An 18,217-nucleotide genomic window follows, 5' to 3' on the forward strand; every position below is an offset into this window, starting at 1 on the left:
TGTTTAACCTTATTTAACACTACCTTGTGTTTCCAATGCATGCGCTTCTTTCTTTCTATTCTCAATATCAATGATAAAATCTTGAACCGGCCGTGTCATTTTAGTAATGATATCTATCGGAGCTTCACGATAAGGTAAAACTCGTATTCTTCCAAATATTGACGTAAAAAATCCATAACCATTGCTGATGGTTAAAATAATGAGAACAAAGAAAATAATAACACCAACAATGTTCATGCTCATGAATAAATCTTTACCGAGTAACGGTTTTAAAAAAGGCAATGTTTGCAATATTTTAGTGAAGACCAAATCCTCAAGCATGAAAAAGAAAAAACTAACAACACTTAATGAAATAAACCATACCAGCTTACCCCATTTAATGTTGGTATAATATTCAATAAGCTCAATATCTTTATAATGATATTTAATAAGGGTTTTAGGAAATGTTCTTAAAAGAATTAGGCCTTCATTAGTCAACAAAAAATGATAAAACCCAATTTTATAAGCTGCAGAAACTGTTTCGTTTTCTGCCATATAAGGACTATATTTTGCGAATTTTTCAACAGAAGATGATTTTTCAATAAAGGTTTCTGTGGAAGGAGCTTTTCCTTTTGTTTGTTTTTGCGCTAAATCCTGAAGAATAGCTTCAATTTTAGCTTTGTCCCACCCAGCTGCAAGTAATTTCTCTTTAACTTCTGCATCGCTAAAGCCTTTATCTCTTTCAGAAGCGACATAATTGGTTAATGCCAGGTCTTCTTCAAGTTCAGTAATAGTATCCACCTATTTTTATGAATTATTATGAATTAACATGATACTGGAAAAAGATTCTTTTTAAACATTTCGAATTTACGTATATAATAAGTCTGGAGACTTATTATATACTACTTAGTTAAAATCACTACATCATCATCTATTAGGAATGTCCATTCTGCCTGGCTAACTAAACCATCACTTACTTCAACTAACGGTGGATGAGCCATAATATTGTTATTTGCCAATAATTGTTTTAATCCATAGTTTACTTTTGCTTCTGAGAATTTTTTGCAAAGCCAGCGTTTACCATAAGGCAAACCGCCGTGTGATTGCAATTCTTTAAATACATCCCTTGCAATCGCATCCCTTATTGGCTTTGTACTGATTACTTCAAAAATTTGAGGATCTTGACTATCTTTAATTCTCCCTATGCCTGTTGTTGCAAACGGCTCAATAGCAATAATCTGGGCTTTTTGTAGTTTTGTCGAGCTGTTATTAGCAAAATTAGGAACTGAAGGCGGCGTATGAACTTTAAATCTATCCAAGCCATGTCCTGAAAGGTTTCGTACTGGTTGAAAACCTGCGTTGGTTATTATTTCTTCAATAACCTTACCAATTTCTCCTAATGAAATTCCAATTTTAAGAAAATCTGCTGCATTGGTTAATGCATCTAAGGATGCGTTGACTAATGCAGCAGATTTTCCCGTTAAATCAACAGTAATTGCATTATCGCCAATTGCGCCATTCACCGCAACACCAACATCGCATTTCACTATATCTTGTTTAGTAAAGGTTAATTTGTCTTCATAATGAGGTGTATAATGAGCAGCACAGGTATTTACCGATAAATTTACTGGCCATGCTGGAATTGCTCCTTCATCAAGGATTTTTTCTTCAATATGCTCTGCAACATCTAATACTTGTTTTCCTTCTTTAATCAAAGAAGAAGCATATTTAACATATTTTTGAGCTAATTTCCCTGCAGTAAACCAATCCTCAGTGTTATCTTGATATGTTACCATTTTTATTAACTAAAAATGAAACATATTTATAAAAATATTGATTATTTAGTTGAAGTAGTGCATAATTGATTCAATATAAGATATTCTCTTCATACTCACCTGTTGTATCATTATCCAAATAAGGTGGACAGTATTTACTTTATATTGTCTTTATATTGTCGAAAAAAATAATATTATTGGCAGGCAAACCGCTTTTACTGCGGTAAAAGCTCGAAATGAAGCATTTCGTTTGCGCCAATATTATTTTTTTCTCTCCTTCAAATGTTTATGTTTATTATTTTAAGAATTTTACTCAGATATACAAGAAGATTAACCAAAATTATCTCTTTTAATAATAAGAATTGAGAAAAATAAAATAAGAAAAAAAGAAAAAACTAAATTAGTTTTTCTTGCTCTTTGCGTACCAAACTACTCCTACGACAACAACTAAAGCAAGCAATACCCACCACCAGACATTTGAACCACTTGGCTCTTGAACTGGTTGTTCTTCTGCTTCTGCCCCAGGAGCTTCACTTGGCACTTCTGAAGGAGCTTCAGTTTCAGGCTCACTTGGTGTTTCTGAAGGAGTTGTTGCTGGACCTGCTACCGGCATAGTATCTGAAAGTTTCCAGATTTTAATGTATGCTTTTGCTGAGATGATTTTCTCAACAGTTACTGCGACATCATCTACACCATTGCTGTCAAGGTCAACTTGTTTAGTTTCGCCTTTATTAACCTCTAAAGTTTGTGGTTCTGAACTTACGGTTACTGTCACTAGACCGCCACTTATGCTATCAACTTTCAATGCATGCGCTTCACCATTAACATTAAAGTTAACAGTTCCACCTGCACCAACACGATAGAGTGCTGCAGAATCTGCACTTGTTGTTACTTCACCAGCATCTGCTGATTGACCTGCAGTTACAAGGTTAGTTCCAGCTGAACTACTTGGAGTATCACCACCTTTACTTCCTGCTGCAACGGTTGTTGTTTCTGCTGCTGCTGCATCTACATCCATATCAACAGTGAATGATAGATCACGAGTAACTATGTTGCCTGCACTATCAGTTGCTACTGCAGTCATGTTCCATACACCATCAGCCCATGCTGAAGAGTTGATTGGATACGTTGCTGACCAGAACTGACGACATGAACCAGTACCTGTATTTCCTCCAGCTGTACCTCCACAAGGAGATTCGTTTGCTGCTGTTACTGCAGCATGATGCACAGCTGTAAGAGTTGTTAGTACTGCGTTATTTCTTGTAATATTAAATGTTACACTTACAACAGATCCATTTAATCCATTTCCATTTGCATTAGTACCTTGGGTATCGTTTGCTGTTACGTTGAATGCTAAAGTAAATGAACCGTTTTTAATCATTGCACCTGATAAGCTACCAGTTCCACCCAACCAGTTAGTATTATTCATAGTTGTCTGATTATCACTTCGCGTTACATTATATCCCATTACTGGTGCAACATTGTCATACATAAAGTGCACTTCAGTACGGTTAATCATACTGTTATTAGCAGTATCGTTTGCTTGCAAGCTAACAACTATCATGGTTGGAACTGCTGCAGCTGCTGATAAAGTAGCAGACACATTAACAGTCTGATTCCATGTTGTACCACCAGAATTTGAACCTGATATCTGAGGCCACCTTGTACTGTCACTTGCATTTGTAGTTAAACTTCTGTTACTTAAATTAAAATTTACTGAGTTTACCCCAGAACCTACAAAACTTACATTAGCCACAGTAAATATATCAGTAACAGCTGCAACCAATGATACCAGTGAACTAGTATTAGTTAAGTTGGTCATGCTCATTGATCCATTAGGAGGCATAGTATCTACGACAAGTGTTACATTGCCAATGCCACTACATGAACCATTGATAGTAACACAATTAACACCGGTTGCATCACTAATATTAAACGATAATGTATAATTGCCATCCAAGAATCTTCTGCCTGAACTGTTAAAACCTGTGATAGAGGTTCCATTTCTTACAGATCCGTTCAAGTTTGCAAGATCATAAGAACCATTCCATCTTCCTGTTGCACTTATGAATTTACCAACGAGAGTATTGTTAGAGTTATTTGAACTAAAAGTGCTGTTTCCAATTAAAACACCCTGACTAGTGTTAATAGCAATAAGAGTATCAGTTTGATTGTAAATACTATAATTTACTGCATCAAAAGATGTAGATATACCTTCTGAATCAGTAACAGAGACATTGATAAGGAATACACCAGAAATGTTTCCTGAACCTGCATGACATCCAAAAATTGTTGCACCGCCTGCTGTGGCATTAGATAAAAATGCACAACCATAACTTGCATTGAAATATGCTACAGTACCAGGTGAAGCTACAGTTACCGAAGGATTCCCCGCATAAACAATTGCTAGAATTGCAACCAATAATAAAGATAGAATACTATAAATTATTGTTTTTTTATTGTCCACAGCTAATCACCTCATTAGCAACATAAAAAGAGTTTTGAGAAGTAATGTCATTATATTTACTAGTTACCATATACTCACCTCATTTGTTACCATACTCATTATTTACTTCTTTATAAATTTTATTATAATTATTTTATTATTTATGATTCCCAAACCAATCATAACAATTAACCATTTTTAGAACCACTACTATTTAAACTTTCGTTCTCACTTATGAGTGAATTTCTATATTATGTAGAAAATTCATTATTTTTTCCTCTTAATGTTAAAAAATATCTCGATAACATGCCATAAAACATTAAAAGCACCATTAATGTATACTAAGAATGTTATCAGGAATTATGTTTGCAATAGCAGGTATGTTTTTTTATGGAATAAGCACGTTATTTGCTAAGTACTTATTAGAAAAAGAAAAAATGCCACCAGAAATATTTGCAGTGCTGAGGTTAGGAATTAGCGCATTGTTTCTTCTTCCATTATTAGTTATGGGCGATATTAATTCGTTACTATCACTCACCTTTAAACAATGGCTGATGATAATAAGCATAGGCATTATTGGTGCAATACCTTATTTCTTTTTTATTAAAGGATTAGAAAAAGGAGAGGTCTCTTTGACAACTGCACTTGCCAAAACTTCAGTCATTATTACGCTTCTGCTTTCATTTGTTTTTTTGGATGAAGTTCTTTCTCCAGTAAAATATAGTATAATTAGTATGATTATTTTAGCAACGCTGTTGATTTCATTTAAAATTGATCACAAGCTTACTATTAAACGATCATTTGTTAGTCTAGAATATGCATTACTTGCTGCTGTTGGCTGGGGAGTAGTTTATTTTCTTATGAAATTTATGGTTACAAGCATAGGCGCTCTTGCAAGCGCCTTCTTCCTCGAATTTTTTGTCTTTGTATTCACGTATATATATGTTAAAGTAACCTCCAAGCAAAATATGATCGCAGAGTTTACTATGTTGCAACGCTCAACCAAACTCTTTCTGCTTTTTGCAGGACTAACTGTTTCATTAGGAACATTATTTTATGCATTTGCTATACATAGCGAGAAAGTATCATTAGTTATTCCTATAACTGAATCATCTCCATTCATAGCATTACTCGGCGGATATCTATTTTTTAAAGAACAGTTGTCATTGCAACAAAAAATAGGCGCGATTGTTATTGTAATATGCATTGTTTTATTAAGCATAGAAGTATAAAAACAGAAGTGGGTAGTATTGCTCGCAGTTTATACATAATTTGAAGGAGAGAAAAAAATAATATTGGCGCAAACGGCATGTATCATGCCGAGCTTTTACCGCAGTAAAAGCGGTTTGCCTGCCAATAATATTATTTTTTTCGACAATATAAAGTAAATACTGCCCACCCTAGTTTTTATTAGTTGAATAATATACTTCATCAAAGATTAAGTACTATGAGGTCTCCAATGGCACATATCCATCAACATACTATAGTTTCCTTAATAATTGCTAGTTTTATCTCTTGGCACTACGATTATTGGTTAGGAATTTTGTTTTTTGCAGGCGGAGTTTTAATTGATAGCGATCATGTTCTGTGGTATATGATTAAGTTTAAGGTGTTTACGATCAATGTGTTTAAAATAATTAGAGATGCGTATACTTATCATATAAAAACAGATTTCCGAAACTTCAATGTCATTAACCTATTTCATACGGCAGAAATGTGGTTATTATTACTTATTGCAAGTATATATAATAGATGGATTTTGTTTTTTTCATTAGGATTATTACTCCATATGGTTATGGATTTTGGTTATGCTTATCATCATAATGCCCATCATGAAGCTTCTCGATGCCATTCGTTGATTAGAAAATACTTTTTGTTGAAAAAGAGTGGTAAGAAGGTTATTTTATACAATATGTTGACTTGAAATGTCAACATAAATTGGCTCTGCCCCGAATCTCGGCTCACGCCTCGGTTTTGGTGCCGTGATTATCCCACTGGGTTATAAGAAGGAAAAAATTCCCATTGGAATTTCCTTTTTTCTCACATATTAATTTGAAGGATAATCACCAGCATGGCACCAAAAACTTCATTCGGGACAGAGCCCATAAATAGGCACAATCCAAAAAACGCGTGATATTGCGAAAATGCCTTCGGCATCCACCATCGGCTCGGCTTAAGATACAGTTATCGATTGTACTATCCTCTCTGGAACCTCGGATAGCACTCAATAAGAATATAAGAAAAGCCTCGCAAAAAAGATGGTGGCACTTTTCGCAATATCACTTACAAATTGGATTGTGCCCATAAATAACAAGATTTAAAAACTTGTTTTCTAAGGAAAACATCCATGGCAAAACTTGCATTCTTTGAACTAGAGCCATGGGAAAAGAACTATATCTCTGGAAAATTAAAAAAACATACGCTTATTTTTGTTGATAAAGAACTCCATGCTCGAAATCTGGAGAATATTAAAGATATTGATGGTTTAATTGTGTTTGTGCATTCTCAAATAACAGCTGATATGATTAATAAATTAAAAAAATTAAAACTGGTTGCAACGATGTCAACAGGCTATGATCATATCGCGCTTGACGCATGCAAACAGCGTCGAATTATTGTCTGCAATGTACCTTTTTATGGTGAAAATACTGTTGCAGAATATGCATTTGCGCTGCTGTTGAGCTTATCGCGAAAGATTCATAAAACATATATGCGTACCATTCAAGGAAATTTTTCTCTTAAAGAGTTGCGTGGTTTTGACTTAAAAGGAAAAACCCTTGGTGTTATTGGCACGGGACATATAGGACAGCATGTTATTGCCATGGCAAAAGGTTTTGAAATGAATGTTTTGGGTTATGCAAGAACTTCTGACAAAAAGCTTGCAAAAAAGCTGGGATTTACCTATACAAGTTTGCCAACGCTGTTAAAAAAATCTGATATTATCACTATCCATGTCCCTTATACTAAAGAAACACATCATTTAATTGATAAGAATGCAGTTAAACATATGAAAAAAGGCGTCATTTTGATTAATACTTCTCGCGGCAGTGTTATTGAAACTGAAGCATTATTATATGGTTTGAAAAAAAAGATTATTGCTGGAGCTGGATTAGATGTACTAGAAGCAGAATCATTTATTCAAGACGAAAAAAGATTATTAAAAACAAGGCATATTGAAAGCAGCCAATTGAAATTAATGCTTGAAGACCATGCGCTTCTTGAGGACGATCATGTTTTAATCACTCCCCATAACGCATTTAATACTACTGAAGCCATACAAAGGATTATGGATACAACTATTGACAATATTAATCAATTTTTTAGCAAGAAGAAAGTAAAGAATAAAGTAGTTTAGTTAAATAATTATAAAGAGAACTTTGCAAAATACTCGCAAAGCTCGGGTTACTGCCAGTTCGCATGGAGATATATCTTTAACAAAGCAATTTTCTCTCTATAAATATAATCTCGACTAAAGATCGGGATTATAAGACTTGCCTATCGGCAAGGAACCTCGAAAATTGCCCGATAAGTATTTCGAAAATGCTCACAAAATCGGCAGTAACCATAATTTTGCAAAGTTCTCTAACGTAAAGAACTACAAAGGTGTAACATGTACCCGCAATCTCATTTTCTATTTCCCTTTGTTCTCGGATTAGTATTCAACCATTATAATATACTCAGTATCGAACAAGCATTTGCTGCAGGAATTATTGGCGTGCTTATTGATCTTGACCATTATCTTGGATTTCTTTATCATTATAAAGATTTCAAAAGAAAACCGACCACCCCCAGTCACAGACTGGTGGATTGCTCGCTTCGCTCGAGTCGGTTTTCTAAGAATGCGAATATTCTCAAAGTGATTGGTCATTCTCAAACCACTCGTCAAAGACGAGATGGAATATTCGCATTTAACATCAAGCACGTCTGGAATGCTGCTGTTGTCAAGCATGATCCTATTGAAAGAACATTTATCCACCATAAAATTGGTTTTGCTTTTATTACCTCAAAATTATTATTAATCATGTTGTTTCAACCATTACTATCATTGACTATTGCACTTGGGTATTATTCACATTTATTTTTGGATTATATCAATCTCAATATATTTGGGTGGAAAAAAGTATTTTATATTATAGAAAAAGGTTTTGTGATTAAATTGCCGTTGCATGAAGCAGTGTTTGATATTTTGTTGGTGATGGTTATTGGAATGTATTTTTTATGAGTAATACAGAAATAGTTGTAATAACAAGAATATTAACATAGTTGAGAATGTGTTGTCCATCTAGTTCTAATACTGTCTTTTCTTTTTCAAATATTGAACTCATGCAACAGCCTCAAACATATACATTAAACCAAAGCAACTTAAAAGCACACCAAGTATGTAGAATAAAGATTCATAGTAAAAAAATGATTTTAATAAAAGTAATATAATTCCGAAAAATACCATAATAATTGCATATTGTTTTTGTTCTCTTTTTTCCTTAAACGGCCATAACATATTATTTCGTGATAGCATTGGTGAATTTATATTTGTTTCCATGTTGTATACTATGCAAGAACTTCTTAATAAAACCTTCGACGAAAAAACCGGAAATTTTATTGTAGCTTTCGGAAGGTTTTCGGATTAATTGAAAATATTTTATTAGGACCAATGATACTCGAAAACTATTCAGAAAACTTGAAAGTTTATCGGCATGTAATTGGTAAATCTATTAAATTGAATAAACCACAAACTTATTACGTACAACTATTGCAACCTCTGATCAATTCTATCTGCAATTTCCTTAATATCTTCTAAAGTTCGTTCCATGTCATGTTCAAGTTCATCAACCAAACGCTTGAGATTATTAACACGCAAGATATACCCTTTATGTTCAATAACAACAATCCCTGCCTCTTGAAGTTTATGGAGATGATGAACAACAGTGCCGCGGGAAAGTGATAATTTAGTAGAGATACTATCTGAAGATAGAGGTTTTTGCTGTTTTGTTGTTTTTAATAGTTCAATAAATATGCGAAAACAACTTTTATCTCTATCACGAGTATTGAACAACCCTAAAGAAGACCCTAACCATTGGAGTTCTTCATTTAAACTCTGGCTTGGCAATCTTCGCCTAATAATAGTAATACGCTGAACCATGGACAATATAGAGAGTAATGTGTTTTTAAATGTTATTGGAAAACTATATATAATTGAAAAATCTTGAGAAATACGGAAGATATTCGTCAGAAATAATAAATGATGCTAAGAAAATAATCCAAGGTGATAACTATGGCTAAATTAGTAAGTTTTCGATTTAATCCACATGAATTAGAGCATATTGGTAATATATCCACTATTAAAAGAATAGACAGAACAAGAGCTACGAGAGAATTAATAGAATATGGATGGAAATACTATGTTCTTAAACAATATAAAGAAGGGAAATGGTCGTTACAGAAAACTGCAAAAGAACTCCATATTTCACTATCAGAATTACTTGATTTATTAGCGGAGATAGGAGTAAAATCACCCATACTGTATGAAGATTATTTAGAAGGATTAAAGAATATTGAGTAACTTACCTGTTACAAAATAAACTATCCTATGAGAGGTCACCGTACGTAATAAGTCTTCTTTGTTTTTGTACGTATTAAGTCTTCTTTGGGTTTAGCGCCAGTTCAGCTTCAAAAGTAATTTAACATTGGATTTTTCTCTTTGGCACTCCGAAAAATCCCAACAGTTATCTAAGAAGAGCTTCACGAAATAGGCGCTAAAAACCCAGACTTATTACGTACAGAGAACTTTGCAAAATACTCGCAAAGCTCGGGTTACTGCCAGTTCGCATTGAGATCTCTGTTTAACAAAGCAATTTTCTCTCTGGAACCTCGAAAATTGCTGGATATGTACTTCGAAAATGCTCACAAAATTGGCAGTAACCATAATTTTGCAAAGTTCTCTACAGATCACAGAAAACTATATAAATACCTATGAGCGATATAGTCTATTAAAATTGGTGATGAAATGAACCATCGTTTTAAGCTGCTATTCTTGCTTCTTGTACTTAGTCTTTTGATCATACTTGCAGGTTGTGGATCGAGTAAAAGCAGTTCAAGCAAAGTTAATCTGCAACAAGGTGCAAGAGAATTAGAAAAACAAGTAGAACCAATTTTTAAGTTAGTTTTTACAGACTATCCTAAATTAGGTATTTGGCTGATCTTTATTTTATTCTGGGAATTAGCAATTGATCCAGCAGTTGGTGCATTATCAAGGGCTCGTGGAGGAACTGGTGCAACACCTCCAGCACAGCCACCCGCAGCAGGCGGAGGCGCACACCCATGAGCGAAGAAGGTTATAGAAAACGTTTGAAATGGATTATGTATATTATAGTAACTGGCGGCGTTTATCTTATGCCTCAAAGTTACGTAGAGGTATTTCATGGGATTTTTACAAATTTCGGATATGCAATGATGCCATTATTAAAGTATGGAATACCTTTTTTGATTTTCAAAAGCATTTGGTGGACACGTCGTGGATTTGTAGCATTTTTTATATCATTGATATTATCATTATTATTCATTGGATATTTTTTCCCATAGAGGTGAGAATTAGGTGGATGTATTTGCCATGAGTTTAGTAGCGCTTATTGCTACGGTTGTAGCTTTATTTAGTCATGACCCTCATTCAAATGCGCCTCAACCTGCAAGACATTATTTAGGCGGACTTGTTCATGGAAGCAGCTGGGTGGGAGAAAAAATAGCTGCAGCGCGTGCACAACAAGAAGGAGGAAAGTCGCTTGCTCATCAAGAACAGTACATTGCGCAGGAAAGTGCAAGAATTGCAAATAATAGTTTACAATTATTAGAACAATTTATTGGTAAACTTGAAAGTTCTAAATCCAACATAGAAAGTTCTAACTATCAATTCTCATCAGCAATCTTGCAAGAAGCGCGAAGAATTGCAGGTTTAATAGAACGAGAGATTGATACTTATGGAAAGTTGATTAGTGTTGCGGAACAAAGAACTGGTTCGTTTACGCATAATGCTTTCTTAGCAACAAGCATTAACAGAAATCATCGTCAGCTTATCCAACAGTTTAAAGAGATTGATGGAGTTTCAATGCCTCTGTTTATATTGCATAAAATAATCCCAGAACTAGTGCGAGTGGAACAGGGGCATAAAAATGCACAAGGATTATTAACCTATATTGATACTGCTATAAATAATGCACATAATACCATGGAAACATTTAGAGCAATCCAAGCAAATATTGCTGGCGCTGAACAACGAACTGCAACAGTAGAAACACATCAAAAAACCAGCTAAATTTTACGAAATTATCTCCTCAGAATACTTCTCTATATAATTTCCTTTCAGCACTGCCTAATAATGATGTAGTTAAAGGTGCTATTAAAAAGGGTGCTTTTACTTTTGGATAAACATGAGCAACATAATCACTAAGGGTATAGAGATGAGTTCTCTGACCAGCAAGTGCATCATATACGTCTTTTATTTGTGGATTTTTTCGTACGTTGTCGTCAGGCACTAGTACTTGATCAGGTCGCAGGTAACGTGCATCAATATACACCATGCACGTCAAGGTTGGTTTTGGACGACTAAAAGAGAAAGCAATACGTCGATGATATAACTGAGCATTATTAAAATATCCTGCTTTTCCGTGACGTACTATCCTGCGAAGAGAGAAATGTTCTGGCAGACAATATGCTGATAAAATCACACTTCCTGGTTTAGGAAAAAAAGGGTGTCGTTGAGCTTGTTCTCGATAGAAAGCTTTGGCTAATGCGACATATTCGTCAGAGGTTCTGGCTAAGCCGCGAGGTGCATGTGCAACACGAATGCTATCTTCACCAGGAGCTAAGCTAAACTTTAATTGACACCCTCCTTTTAAATCATCACGCTGTCCATCATAAACCACCATAACTGGAAATAAATATCCTCGACAAGGAATAACTATAGTGAATGAAGTATCACCAATACGTTGATTTTGCGCTATATCATTCCAGATCCTGTCAAAAGTATCCTGTAATGTTTTGATAACTCGTTCTGTCCGCGGTGTTTTCAAAACAGCCGGATCGGTAAGTGCCTGCACAAGACCATCAACATATTTTTGTGGATCATCAAAACTTCGACGAGCTAAAAGACGCTTTACGAGAAGAGCAGGCACTGTTTCTGTATCGGTATCAGATAAATGTTCACGAAGAACTATTAACCCAAGGTCAGGATGCAGAGGCAATTCATCCAACTCAAACATACCATATAGTTGATCTGCATACAAAACTTGACCTCTCGTAAAGGTTCTATACTGGTTTTGATCAGGGTCAATAGGGTACTCTACCTTTAAAAGATTAGTAGTAATATTTGTTTTAGATACAACACCTAACTCCAATGCTTTATCAAGGAGTTCGCGAAGTACGCTGCCTTCTCTTTCATGTTCACTGGGGAAATTATATCCTAACACCTCATCAATAGTGGCAAACTTCTTCGTATCCATTATCAGTGGAAACCTTAACTACTTTATAAATATCTATAATAAAGCATATTTACCACTTCATAGTTGTCAATTATAGAAATGTTTAAATATAAGTTATTACCTTGAAAAGGAACGTGGGGTGTATTTACTATGGATATGACTAGAAGGAATGTTTTAAAAGGACTTGGTTTATTAGGAATTACCCTAGGTTGCAGTTCTGAACCTGAAAAACTCCCATATATCCCCTATAATGGAGTTTCTGATGCTTCAGAAGCACCTCGAAGACCTGCTCATGATGCAAGTGCAGGAGAAACTGGAGAAGCACCTCAAAGACCTGTTTCTGATGAAAGTGCAGGAGAAACTAGTTCAGAAGGACCATTTGCACCTACTAAAACAAGATATGGCAGCTTAGATGAAGTACGCAAAGCATGGAATGGTGAAACTACTCAACCAAAACCAATATCAGTTTATGGAAAAATTTCTAGAGCCAAGAAATACGGTGAAACAAGAGTTGTGTTTGAAGTAGAAGATATAGTAAAAGGTAAAAAGGTAATAGTTGATACTACAAATACTAAAGGCAAAATAATTGGTTTAGATCAAATGCTTACTTCAACAAAGAGTACTTGTACAACTGATACCACCGATAAGATAGGTAAAGATAAACTTTGTATTTCTGAATACACTCTCGATGCACAAGTTGATACTGAAGGTAATGCAATATATGTTAGTGTTGCACCTACATTCAAACTTAATGATCAAGTATATACTTCACGAGATGCACTTGTTCGAGATCGTGATGCAGCGAAAGATAGAAAAGAGAGAAATATATATAACGATGCAATAAAAGAATATGATCGAATAACAGGAACTGTTGAATTACCAAGCACTGATTTAACACCAAAATATGCATCAAGCGAAGGAACATATGGCTCAAGAAAAGGATCTCCTCTTGCTCGGAAATCAGCTGCTCGAGCTATTGTCGACGGAGCAAAATCTGTTACAGGAGATGCTACTCATTACTTAGGACGTGGATTAAGAAGTGTAACACGGGATTTATTTGGTAATTAAATGAGGGTGATACAAATGCCAATAAGTAGACGAGAACTTTTTGGAGGGCTTGCTGCTCTAGTCGCAGGAGCAATTGGCTGTAAAAAAGAGCCAGAACAAGTAGAATATAATCCTCCAACTCAACCTAACTCTCAAACTAATGTTTCTTCAGCAGGAACAGAGCCAGATCCAGAACCTGTTAAGGAACCACGTCAGACTGCTTCTCAACCAAAAGGAGAAATATATTCACTTACAGGCATAGTTGCCGGCGCATTTCAACTCGGAGATTATGTAGAAATCACTGTTGCAAGAGTTAACCGAGATCCACAATCAGGCGAATTTACTATTGATCATAACAGCCTACCAGAAGTATTGATTGTTAAAAATGAAACATATCAGAATTCAAAAGGTAACAAATCTAATCCTTATGTAGAGATTCAAGCTTCACTTGAAGAATATCAAAAGGATAAACATGGATCAAATGGATGTAGACGATCATTACTTATGTGTGATGAGTATGGAATTCGAGCTACAGTTACACCAATAGAATACCATGGAGTACTTGCATATCTGGTACTTGACGCTGCGATGCATCCGACAGGAAGAAAAGAAGATAGTAAAGTTACAAAATTATTAAGAAGTAGTTATAGTGCAGCAAGAAAAGCAGCAAAAGATTTAGGTTTAGACAAAAAATTTGATCAAGCTGTGAGAAAAGGAAAAGATCTTTACAAAGAATATGCTCCTCAAGTTGAAGAACAAGTTAGAGAATTGTTTAAATAATATCTAATGAGAACTTTGCAAAATACTCGCAAAGCTCGGGTTACTGCCAGTTCGCATTGAGATATCTGTTTAACAAAGCAATTTTCTCTCTGGAACCTCGAAAATTGCCCGATAAGTCTTTCGAAAATGCTCACAAAATTGGCAGTAACCATAATTTTGCAAAGTTCTCTAATATCCTATTAGGTATAAGCTTCTATAAGGTACCTTAAGATTCTCAAGAATTAAGAAGATATAGTATCAGAGACCTATACGTTCTATGAACATGGATAGGGCAGCAACAAGGATGAACACTGAGTGTAATAACTAATTTATCTATAACGAATAAGAGGAGAGGTGTTAAGATGGTAGATAATAGAATAGTCAGAGCACTTGCTGCAGGAGCCGCAGCGTGTGTATTATATGCTAGTGGAAGTAAATTAGTTGAGTATGTACAAGGATTTTTTTCTTCAAGAGATGATCATACGGAAAGCACCAAGGCTGATCAAAATCCATTTGAACTTCCTCATTACACAGCTCTAGGAAAAGTTCTTGATATTAGTGAAGTAGGTGGCGTGTATCATTTAGAAGTTGAAATTCAAGCTGAGGGATCTGATCAAGATGCTTTGAGTACTTTAGATTGTGCCAGCAGTTGTAAACGTACGTTAGTTGTTAATAGTAACGGCATCAATGCACCCTATCGCGGAGATCTTGAAAGATTAGTGCATGGTGAACTGCCAAAAGGAGAAGGTGTTGTAAGTACGTACGGTACTTTTTATGTTACTACGGTTAAACAAGGAGAAACCTATATGGCAGGTGTGCAAGCACTGAGCGTGGTGACCTCTGAAAAAAGATTACTGTTCAATGGAAGTATCTATGTAAAGAACGAAGCACCAACAACCCAAGCTCCGGTAACATCAGAAGAAACTATTATCGATAAAATTAAACCCTATTTTCCGATTATTATGAAATATGTAGATGTTGATGATGTAGTTAAAGTACATGAAATTATAGAAAATTTCAAAGACGGAGCACTTGATGGTGTGCTTGAGCTTTCGCGCTATGTTAATTGGAAAAAATATCGTCAGGAAAAACAGCCTGCTGAACTTGAAAGACTGCTTCAAGAGATTAAAAATATTGTCGATGCCCACACACCAAAAGAAACTGATTACCAAGGAGAAAAAACACTGAAAACTGAAGAAGTAATGGGTACACTTATTGGTGGAAAAAGATTTGGTCGAAGAGTAAAACTACGCGTAAACCTGGAAGATAATCTTGATGTGCCAGTTGACGCACAAGGATATGCTGTATTGGAAGTTAATGAGATAACAACCATGACCCCTGGAAATCGATATTTACTGGAAGGATTTTTAGGAAAGCATAATTGGTCTGGATGCAGAAAAAATCCCTGTGGAGAATATGGATTTAGCGGAGAAATTTTACCTGCTAAAGTTGCTGCAACCAATGGAACAAAATACACCGTTTACACACTTGATCTTAACAACGGTCATGTAAAGGGAGATGATGATATGCAACCCAAGCAAGCACCACAACAAAAACATTCAGAAGAAGAACCAGTTGCAAGCAAAACAAATGATCAACGTAAAGAAGAGCACGAACCGCCGATGCCTGGTTTGTTAACAGTATTAGGGAGAGGTATTAACTCGGTGCTACGTTGAGAATGAAATAACTTTCTCAATATGCCATTATTTTTTTCTATTTCTATTAAACCGTATAAAATATCCAATTAGTCCACCAACAATAAGACCGATAATCAACGCAATAATTGGTTTTTTATCTTTTGCTGGTGATTCTTCAGGAAGGATGAGCTTTTGTTTTTCATTGACTTCAAGATACGAACTAATATCGCTTAATTCTAGAGCGTATTCCATATATAATAAAGAAGCTCCTGGATCTGAATCAAACAGTGATTTAGCATATTCATAATAACTATAGCCAAGAATAGGAAAGATCTCCTTTTCTCGTTGTTTGTTAATAATAATTGTAAACAAATCCATTTTTACTTGAACAAGCGGCTGTAACTGTTCGGCGGTAATACCTAAACTGCTTAACAAGGCATTCATTTCTGCTTTTGCTTTGCTTGCTTTAAAGAAACATCGTTTGGAATTGCCTTTTTGCATTTCTTCAGTCGCTTGGGTTATATCTTTGATAATTCCGCCAATATCAAAAGGATACAATAATTGAACATATTGCTGTTGCACTTGTACTTCTGCTAATTTATTCGAACAGGAAGCTTGTGTAACGTCATTATTCAGTTTGAATTCTTTTCCTTTTTTTCCAAAAAATGTTGACCAAGCGTAGGCACTGTACAATCGTTCTGTTGCATAAGCTAACTGCTGATTAACATCAATTGTTTTATTTTCGATAAAGGATGCATTAGTGAAATGCAATACTTCTTCAGCTTCATCAAGGCGTTCAGTTACCACTATGTATGTCTGCAGATCTTGAATAGTTTTAAGATCAATTTTTTCAGTTAACTCATGAGATTTATTGATAGAACTGAGCAGCATTGAGATTTTTTCTTCTTGTTCTTTGCGGGAGATATTTGCTTGATCCAATATGAGTTTGTCAAAAATAATATTTACACCAAAACAGAAACTGGCAGCTGAATAATAATTTTGTTTTGCAAATGCATCTGAACTTTTATCAGATAAATTTAAAGCATCATTGTTGTTGGAAAGATTGGTATGTTCCTCTAATTTGCTTCTTAATTCATTTGTTCGTCTGCATAAATCTTCTGCCAAGCTACGCATGGTTGCTGCATAATTTTCTTCGACGGTAATATTTTGAAGAGGTTTGCTGTATTTCTTGCCGCTAAACTGATACATGGCTTCTTCCAACGTTAATACTTCAGCGACTTCAATACCATGCTCTTTTCCAAATTCAAGAAGGTCAACCGTGATGTTATCTTCGGTGATATTTCTTTTTCCTTTAGGAATCAACACTTTAGATATGCCATACTGGCTAGCAGCTTGAATTTTCTCTTTCAAGCCACCAACTGAGCCAATGACACCGCCAGAATTAATAGTTCCGGTCATTGCTATGTTTTCATTTAACGGTACATTATCCAATAGCGAGATAGTCAAAACAGTCAATGAAGCTCCTGCGCTTGGCCCGCCAATAATTAAGCTATTGGCGTTTATTTGGTAAAAGAAATCTTTATCTGAGCAATCTATTTCAAGGAAATCACAGGCAACATCTTTAGCAAAACGTGTTGAAAGCTGGGCATCAATTTTAGTTAAAGGATACGTATCAATGTAGGTTCTTCCACTTCCCTCTTTTATTTCAAGATAAAGGTCAGCAATACTTCCCGTCATATTGCCTCCTTCAGAAACAGCCAATAATTTCATATGCCCTTTCTGGGCAATAACAAAAGGGGTACCTAAGAGTATTATGATTAAGAATAGGAAGATTTTTTTTAACATATAATGCAAGACAATCAAGTATTTTATAAGTTTTATTGTAAAATATAAAAAATCCCAAAGCAAAGCAATTGCTTGCCTTGCTAAGGGAAAGAGGTGTTAAGAGCAGGAATATAAAACCCTCGCAAGTGCATCTTTCGAGGCACTTGCGCGGGAAAAAGAGGTGATTATAAGTGTGAGTAAGTATCCATAAAAAAGAGTCTCAACCGCCCCCAACTCTTTTCACACTAGGCTAGTAGATATAACTGATATATAAATGTTTCGGTCTATTACTACTCACGTGTAGTTAATGATAAGTTT

General features: G+C 35.1%; 18 protein-coding genes. 11 read left to right on the forward strand and 7 right to left on the reverse strand.

The window, feature by feature from the left end; all coding sequences use genetic code 11:
• Nucleotides 1–9: 9 nt before the first annotated feature.
• The 3 genes from HYY69_03830 to HYY69_03840 form a co-directional block, all read right to left on the reverse strand.
• A complete protein-coding gene (locus HYY69_03830) occupies nt 10–780 on the reverse strand; it encodes a hypothetical protein (protein ID MBI3032579.1) in 771 nt (256 codons plus the stop codon).
• A 101-nt stretch (nt 781–881) separates the two neighbouring features.
• Nucleotides 882–1,775, reverse strand: a complete 894-nt coding sequence (locus tag HYY69_03835; GenBank protein MBI3032580.1) for a type II methionyl aminopeptidase — start codon at nt 1,773–1,775, stop codon at nt 882–884.
• 379 nt (nt 1,776–2,154) lie between these two features.
• A complete protein-coding gene (locus HYY69_03840) occupies nt 2,155–4,221 on the reverse strand; it encodes a hypothetical protein (GenBank protein MBI3032581.1) in 2,067 nt (688 codons plus the stop codon).
• Between the two features lie 326 nt (nt 4,222–4,547).
• Between HYY69_03840 and HYY69_03845 the strand changes: the two genes are divergently transcribed.
• The 4 genes from HYY69_03845 to HYY69_03860 all read left to right on the forward strand — a co-directional run bounded on the left by HYY69_03845 (nt 4,548) and on the right by HYY69_03860 (nt 8,422).
• Nucleotides 4,548–5,432, forward strand: a complete 885-nt coding sequence (locus HYY69_03845; GenBank protein MBI3032582.1) for a DMT family transporter — start codon at nt 4,548–4,550, stop codon at nt 5,430–5,432.
• 227 nt (nt 5,433–5,659) lie between these two features.
• Complete coding sequence (locus HYY69_03850) at nt 5,660–6,124, forward strand: hypothetical protein (GenBank protein MBI3032583.1); 465 nt, start codon at nt 5,660–5,662, stop codon at nt 6,122–6,124.
• 423 nt (nt 6,125–6,547) lie between these two features.
• Nucleotides 6,548–7,555 (forward strand): hydroxyacid dehydrogenase, encoded by a 1,008-nt coding sequence (locus HYY69_03855; GenBank protein ID MBI3032584.1) that lies wholly within the window; start codon nt 6,548–6,550, stop codon nt 7,553–7,555.
• Nucleotides 7,556–7,810: 255 nt separating this feature from the next.
• On the forward strand, nt 7,811–8,422 hold the full coding sequence (locus HYY69_03860; protein ID MBI3032585.1) for a hypothetical protein: 612 nt from the start codon (nt 7,811–7,813) through the stop codon (nt 8,420–8,422).
• Between the two features lie 99 nt (nt 8,423–8,521).
• Here the strand turns inward: HYY69_03860 and HYY69_03865 are convergent, their stop codons facing one another.
• Both HYY69_03865 and HYY69_03870 read right to left on the reverse strand, forming a co-directional pair.
• Complete coding sequence (locus HYY69_03865; protein MBI3032586.1) at nt 8,522–8,740, reverse strand: hypothetical protein; 219 nt, start codon at nt 8,738–8,740, stop codon at nt 8,522–8,524.
• A 207-nt stretch (nt 8,741–8,947) separates the two neighbouring features.
• Nucleotides 8,948–9,340, reverse strand: a complete 393-nt coding sequence (locus HYY69_03870) for a helix-turn-helix transcriptional regulator (GenBank protein MBI3032587.1) — start codon at nt 9,338–9,340, stop codon at nt 8,948–8,950.
• A gap of 132 nt (nt 9,341–9,472) precedes the next feature.
• Between HYY69_03870 and HYY69_03875 the strand changes: the two genes are divergently transcribed.
• The 4 genes from HYY69_03875 to HYY69_03890 all read left to right on the forward strand — a co-directional run bounded on the left by HYY69_03875 (nt 9,473) and on the right by HYY69_03890 (nt 11,506).
• A complete protein-coding gene (locus tag HYY69_03875) occupies nt 9,473–9,760 on the forward strand; it encodes a hypothetical protein (protein ID MBI3032588.1) in 288 nt (95 codons plus the stop codon).
• A gap of 444 nt (nt 9,761–10,204) precedes the next feature.
• On the forward strand, nt 10,205–10,522 hold the full coding sequence (locus HYY69_03880; GenBank protein MBI3032589.1) for a hypothetical protein: 318 nt from the start codon (nt 10,205–10,207) through the stop codon (nt 10,520–10,522).
• Nucleotides 10,519–10,779: a hypothetical protein gene (locus tag HYY69_03885; protein ID MBI3032590.1), complete on the forward strand. Its 261-nt coding sequence runs from the start codon at nt 10,519–10,521 to the stop codon at nt 10,777–10,779. Before HYY69_03880 ends, HYY69_03885 begins: the two co-directional genes overlap by 4 nt.
• 13 nt (nt 10,780–10,792) lie before the next feature.
• Nucleotides 10,793–11,506, forward strand: a complete 714-nt coding sequence (locus tag HYY69_03890) for a hypothetical protein (protein MBI3032591.1) — start codon at nt 10,793–10,795, stop codon at nt 11,504–11,506.
• A 19-nt stretch (nt 11,507–11,525) separates the two neighbouring features.
• Here HYY69_03890 and HYY69_03895 read toward each other — a convergent pair whose 3' ends face one another.
• On the reverse strand, nt 11,526–12,692 hold the full coding sequence (locus HYY69_03895) for a hypothetical protein (protein ID MBI3032592.1): 1,167 nt from the start codon (nt 12,690–12,692) through the stop codon (nt 11,526–11,528).
• 129 nt (nt 12,693–12,821) lie between these two features.
• On the opposite strand from HYY69_03895, the gene HYY69_03900 reads away from it, so the two are divergent.
• From HYY69_03900 to HYY69_03910, 3 genes are all read left to right on the forward strand, one after another.
• Nucleotides 12,822–13,739 carry a hypothetical protein gene (locus HYY69_03900; protein MBI3032593.1) on the forward strand — a complete coding sequence of 306 codons (918 nt, stop codon included), beginning with the start codon at nt 12,822–12,824 and terminating at the stop codon, nt 13,737–13,739.
• Nucleotides 13,740–13,754: 15 nt separating this feature from the next.
• The gene (locus HYY69_03905) at nt 13,755–14,498 is read left to right on the forward strand and encodes a hypothetical protein (protein ID MBI3032594.1); all 744 of its coding nucleotides are present in this window, start codon (nt 13,755–13,757) and stop codon (nt 14,496–14,498) included.
• A 341-nt stretch (nt 14,499–14,839) separates the two neighbouring features.
• A complete protein-coding gene (locus tag HYY69_03910) occupies nt 14,840–16,153 on the forward strand; it encodes a hypothetical protein (protein ID MBI3032595.1) in 1,314 nt (437 codons plus the stop codon).
• 27 nt (nt 16,154–16,180) lie between these two features.
• Here HYY69_03910 and HYY69_03915 read toward each other — a convergent pair whose 3' ends face one another.
• Nucleotides 16,181–17,920: a hypothetical protein gene (locus HYY69_03915; protein MBI3032596.1), complete on the reverse strand. Its 1,740-nt coding sequence runs from the start codon at nt 17,918–17,920 to the stop codon at nt 16,181–16,183.
• Between the last annotated feature and the right edge of the window lie 297 nt (nt 17,921–18,217).

It is taken from the genome of Candidatus Woesearchaeota archaeon (genome assembly GCA_016192995.1).
Classification (GTDB): Archaea; Nanobdellota; Nanobdellia; order Woesearchaeales; family DSVV01; genus JACPTB01.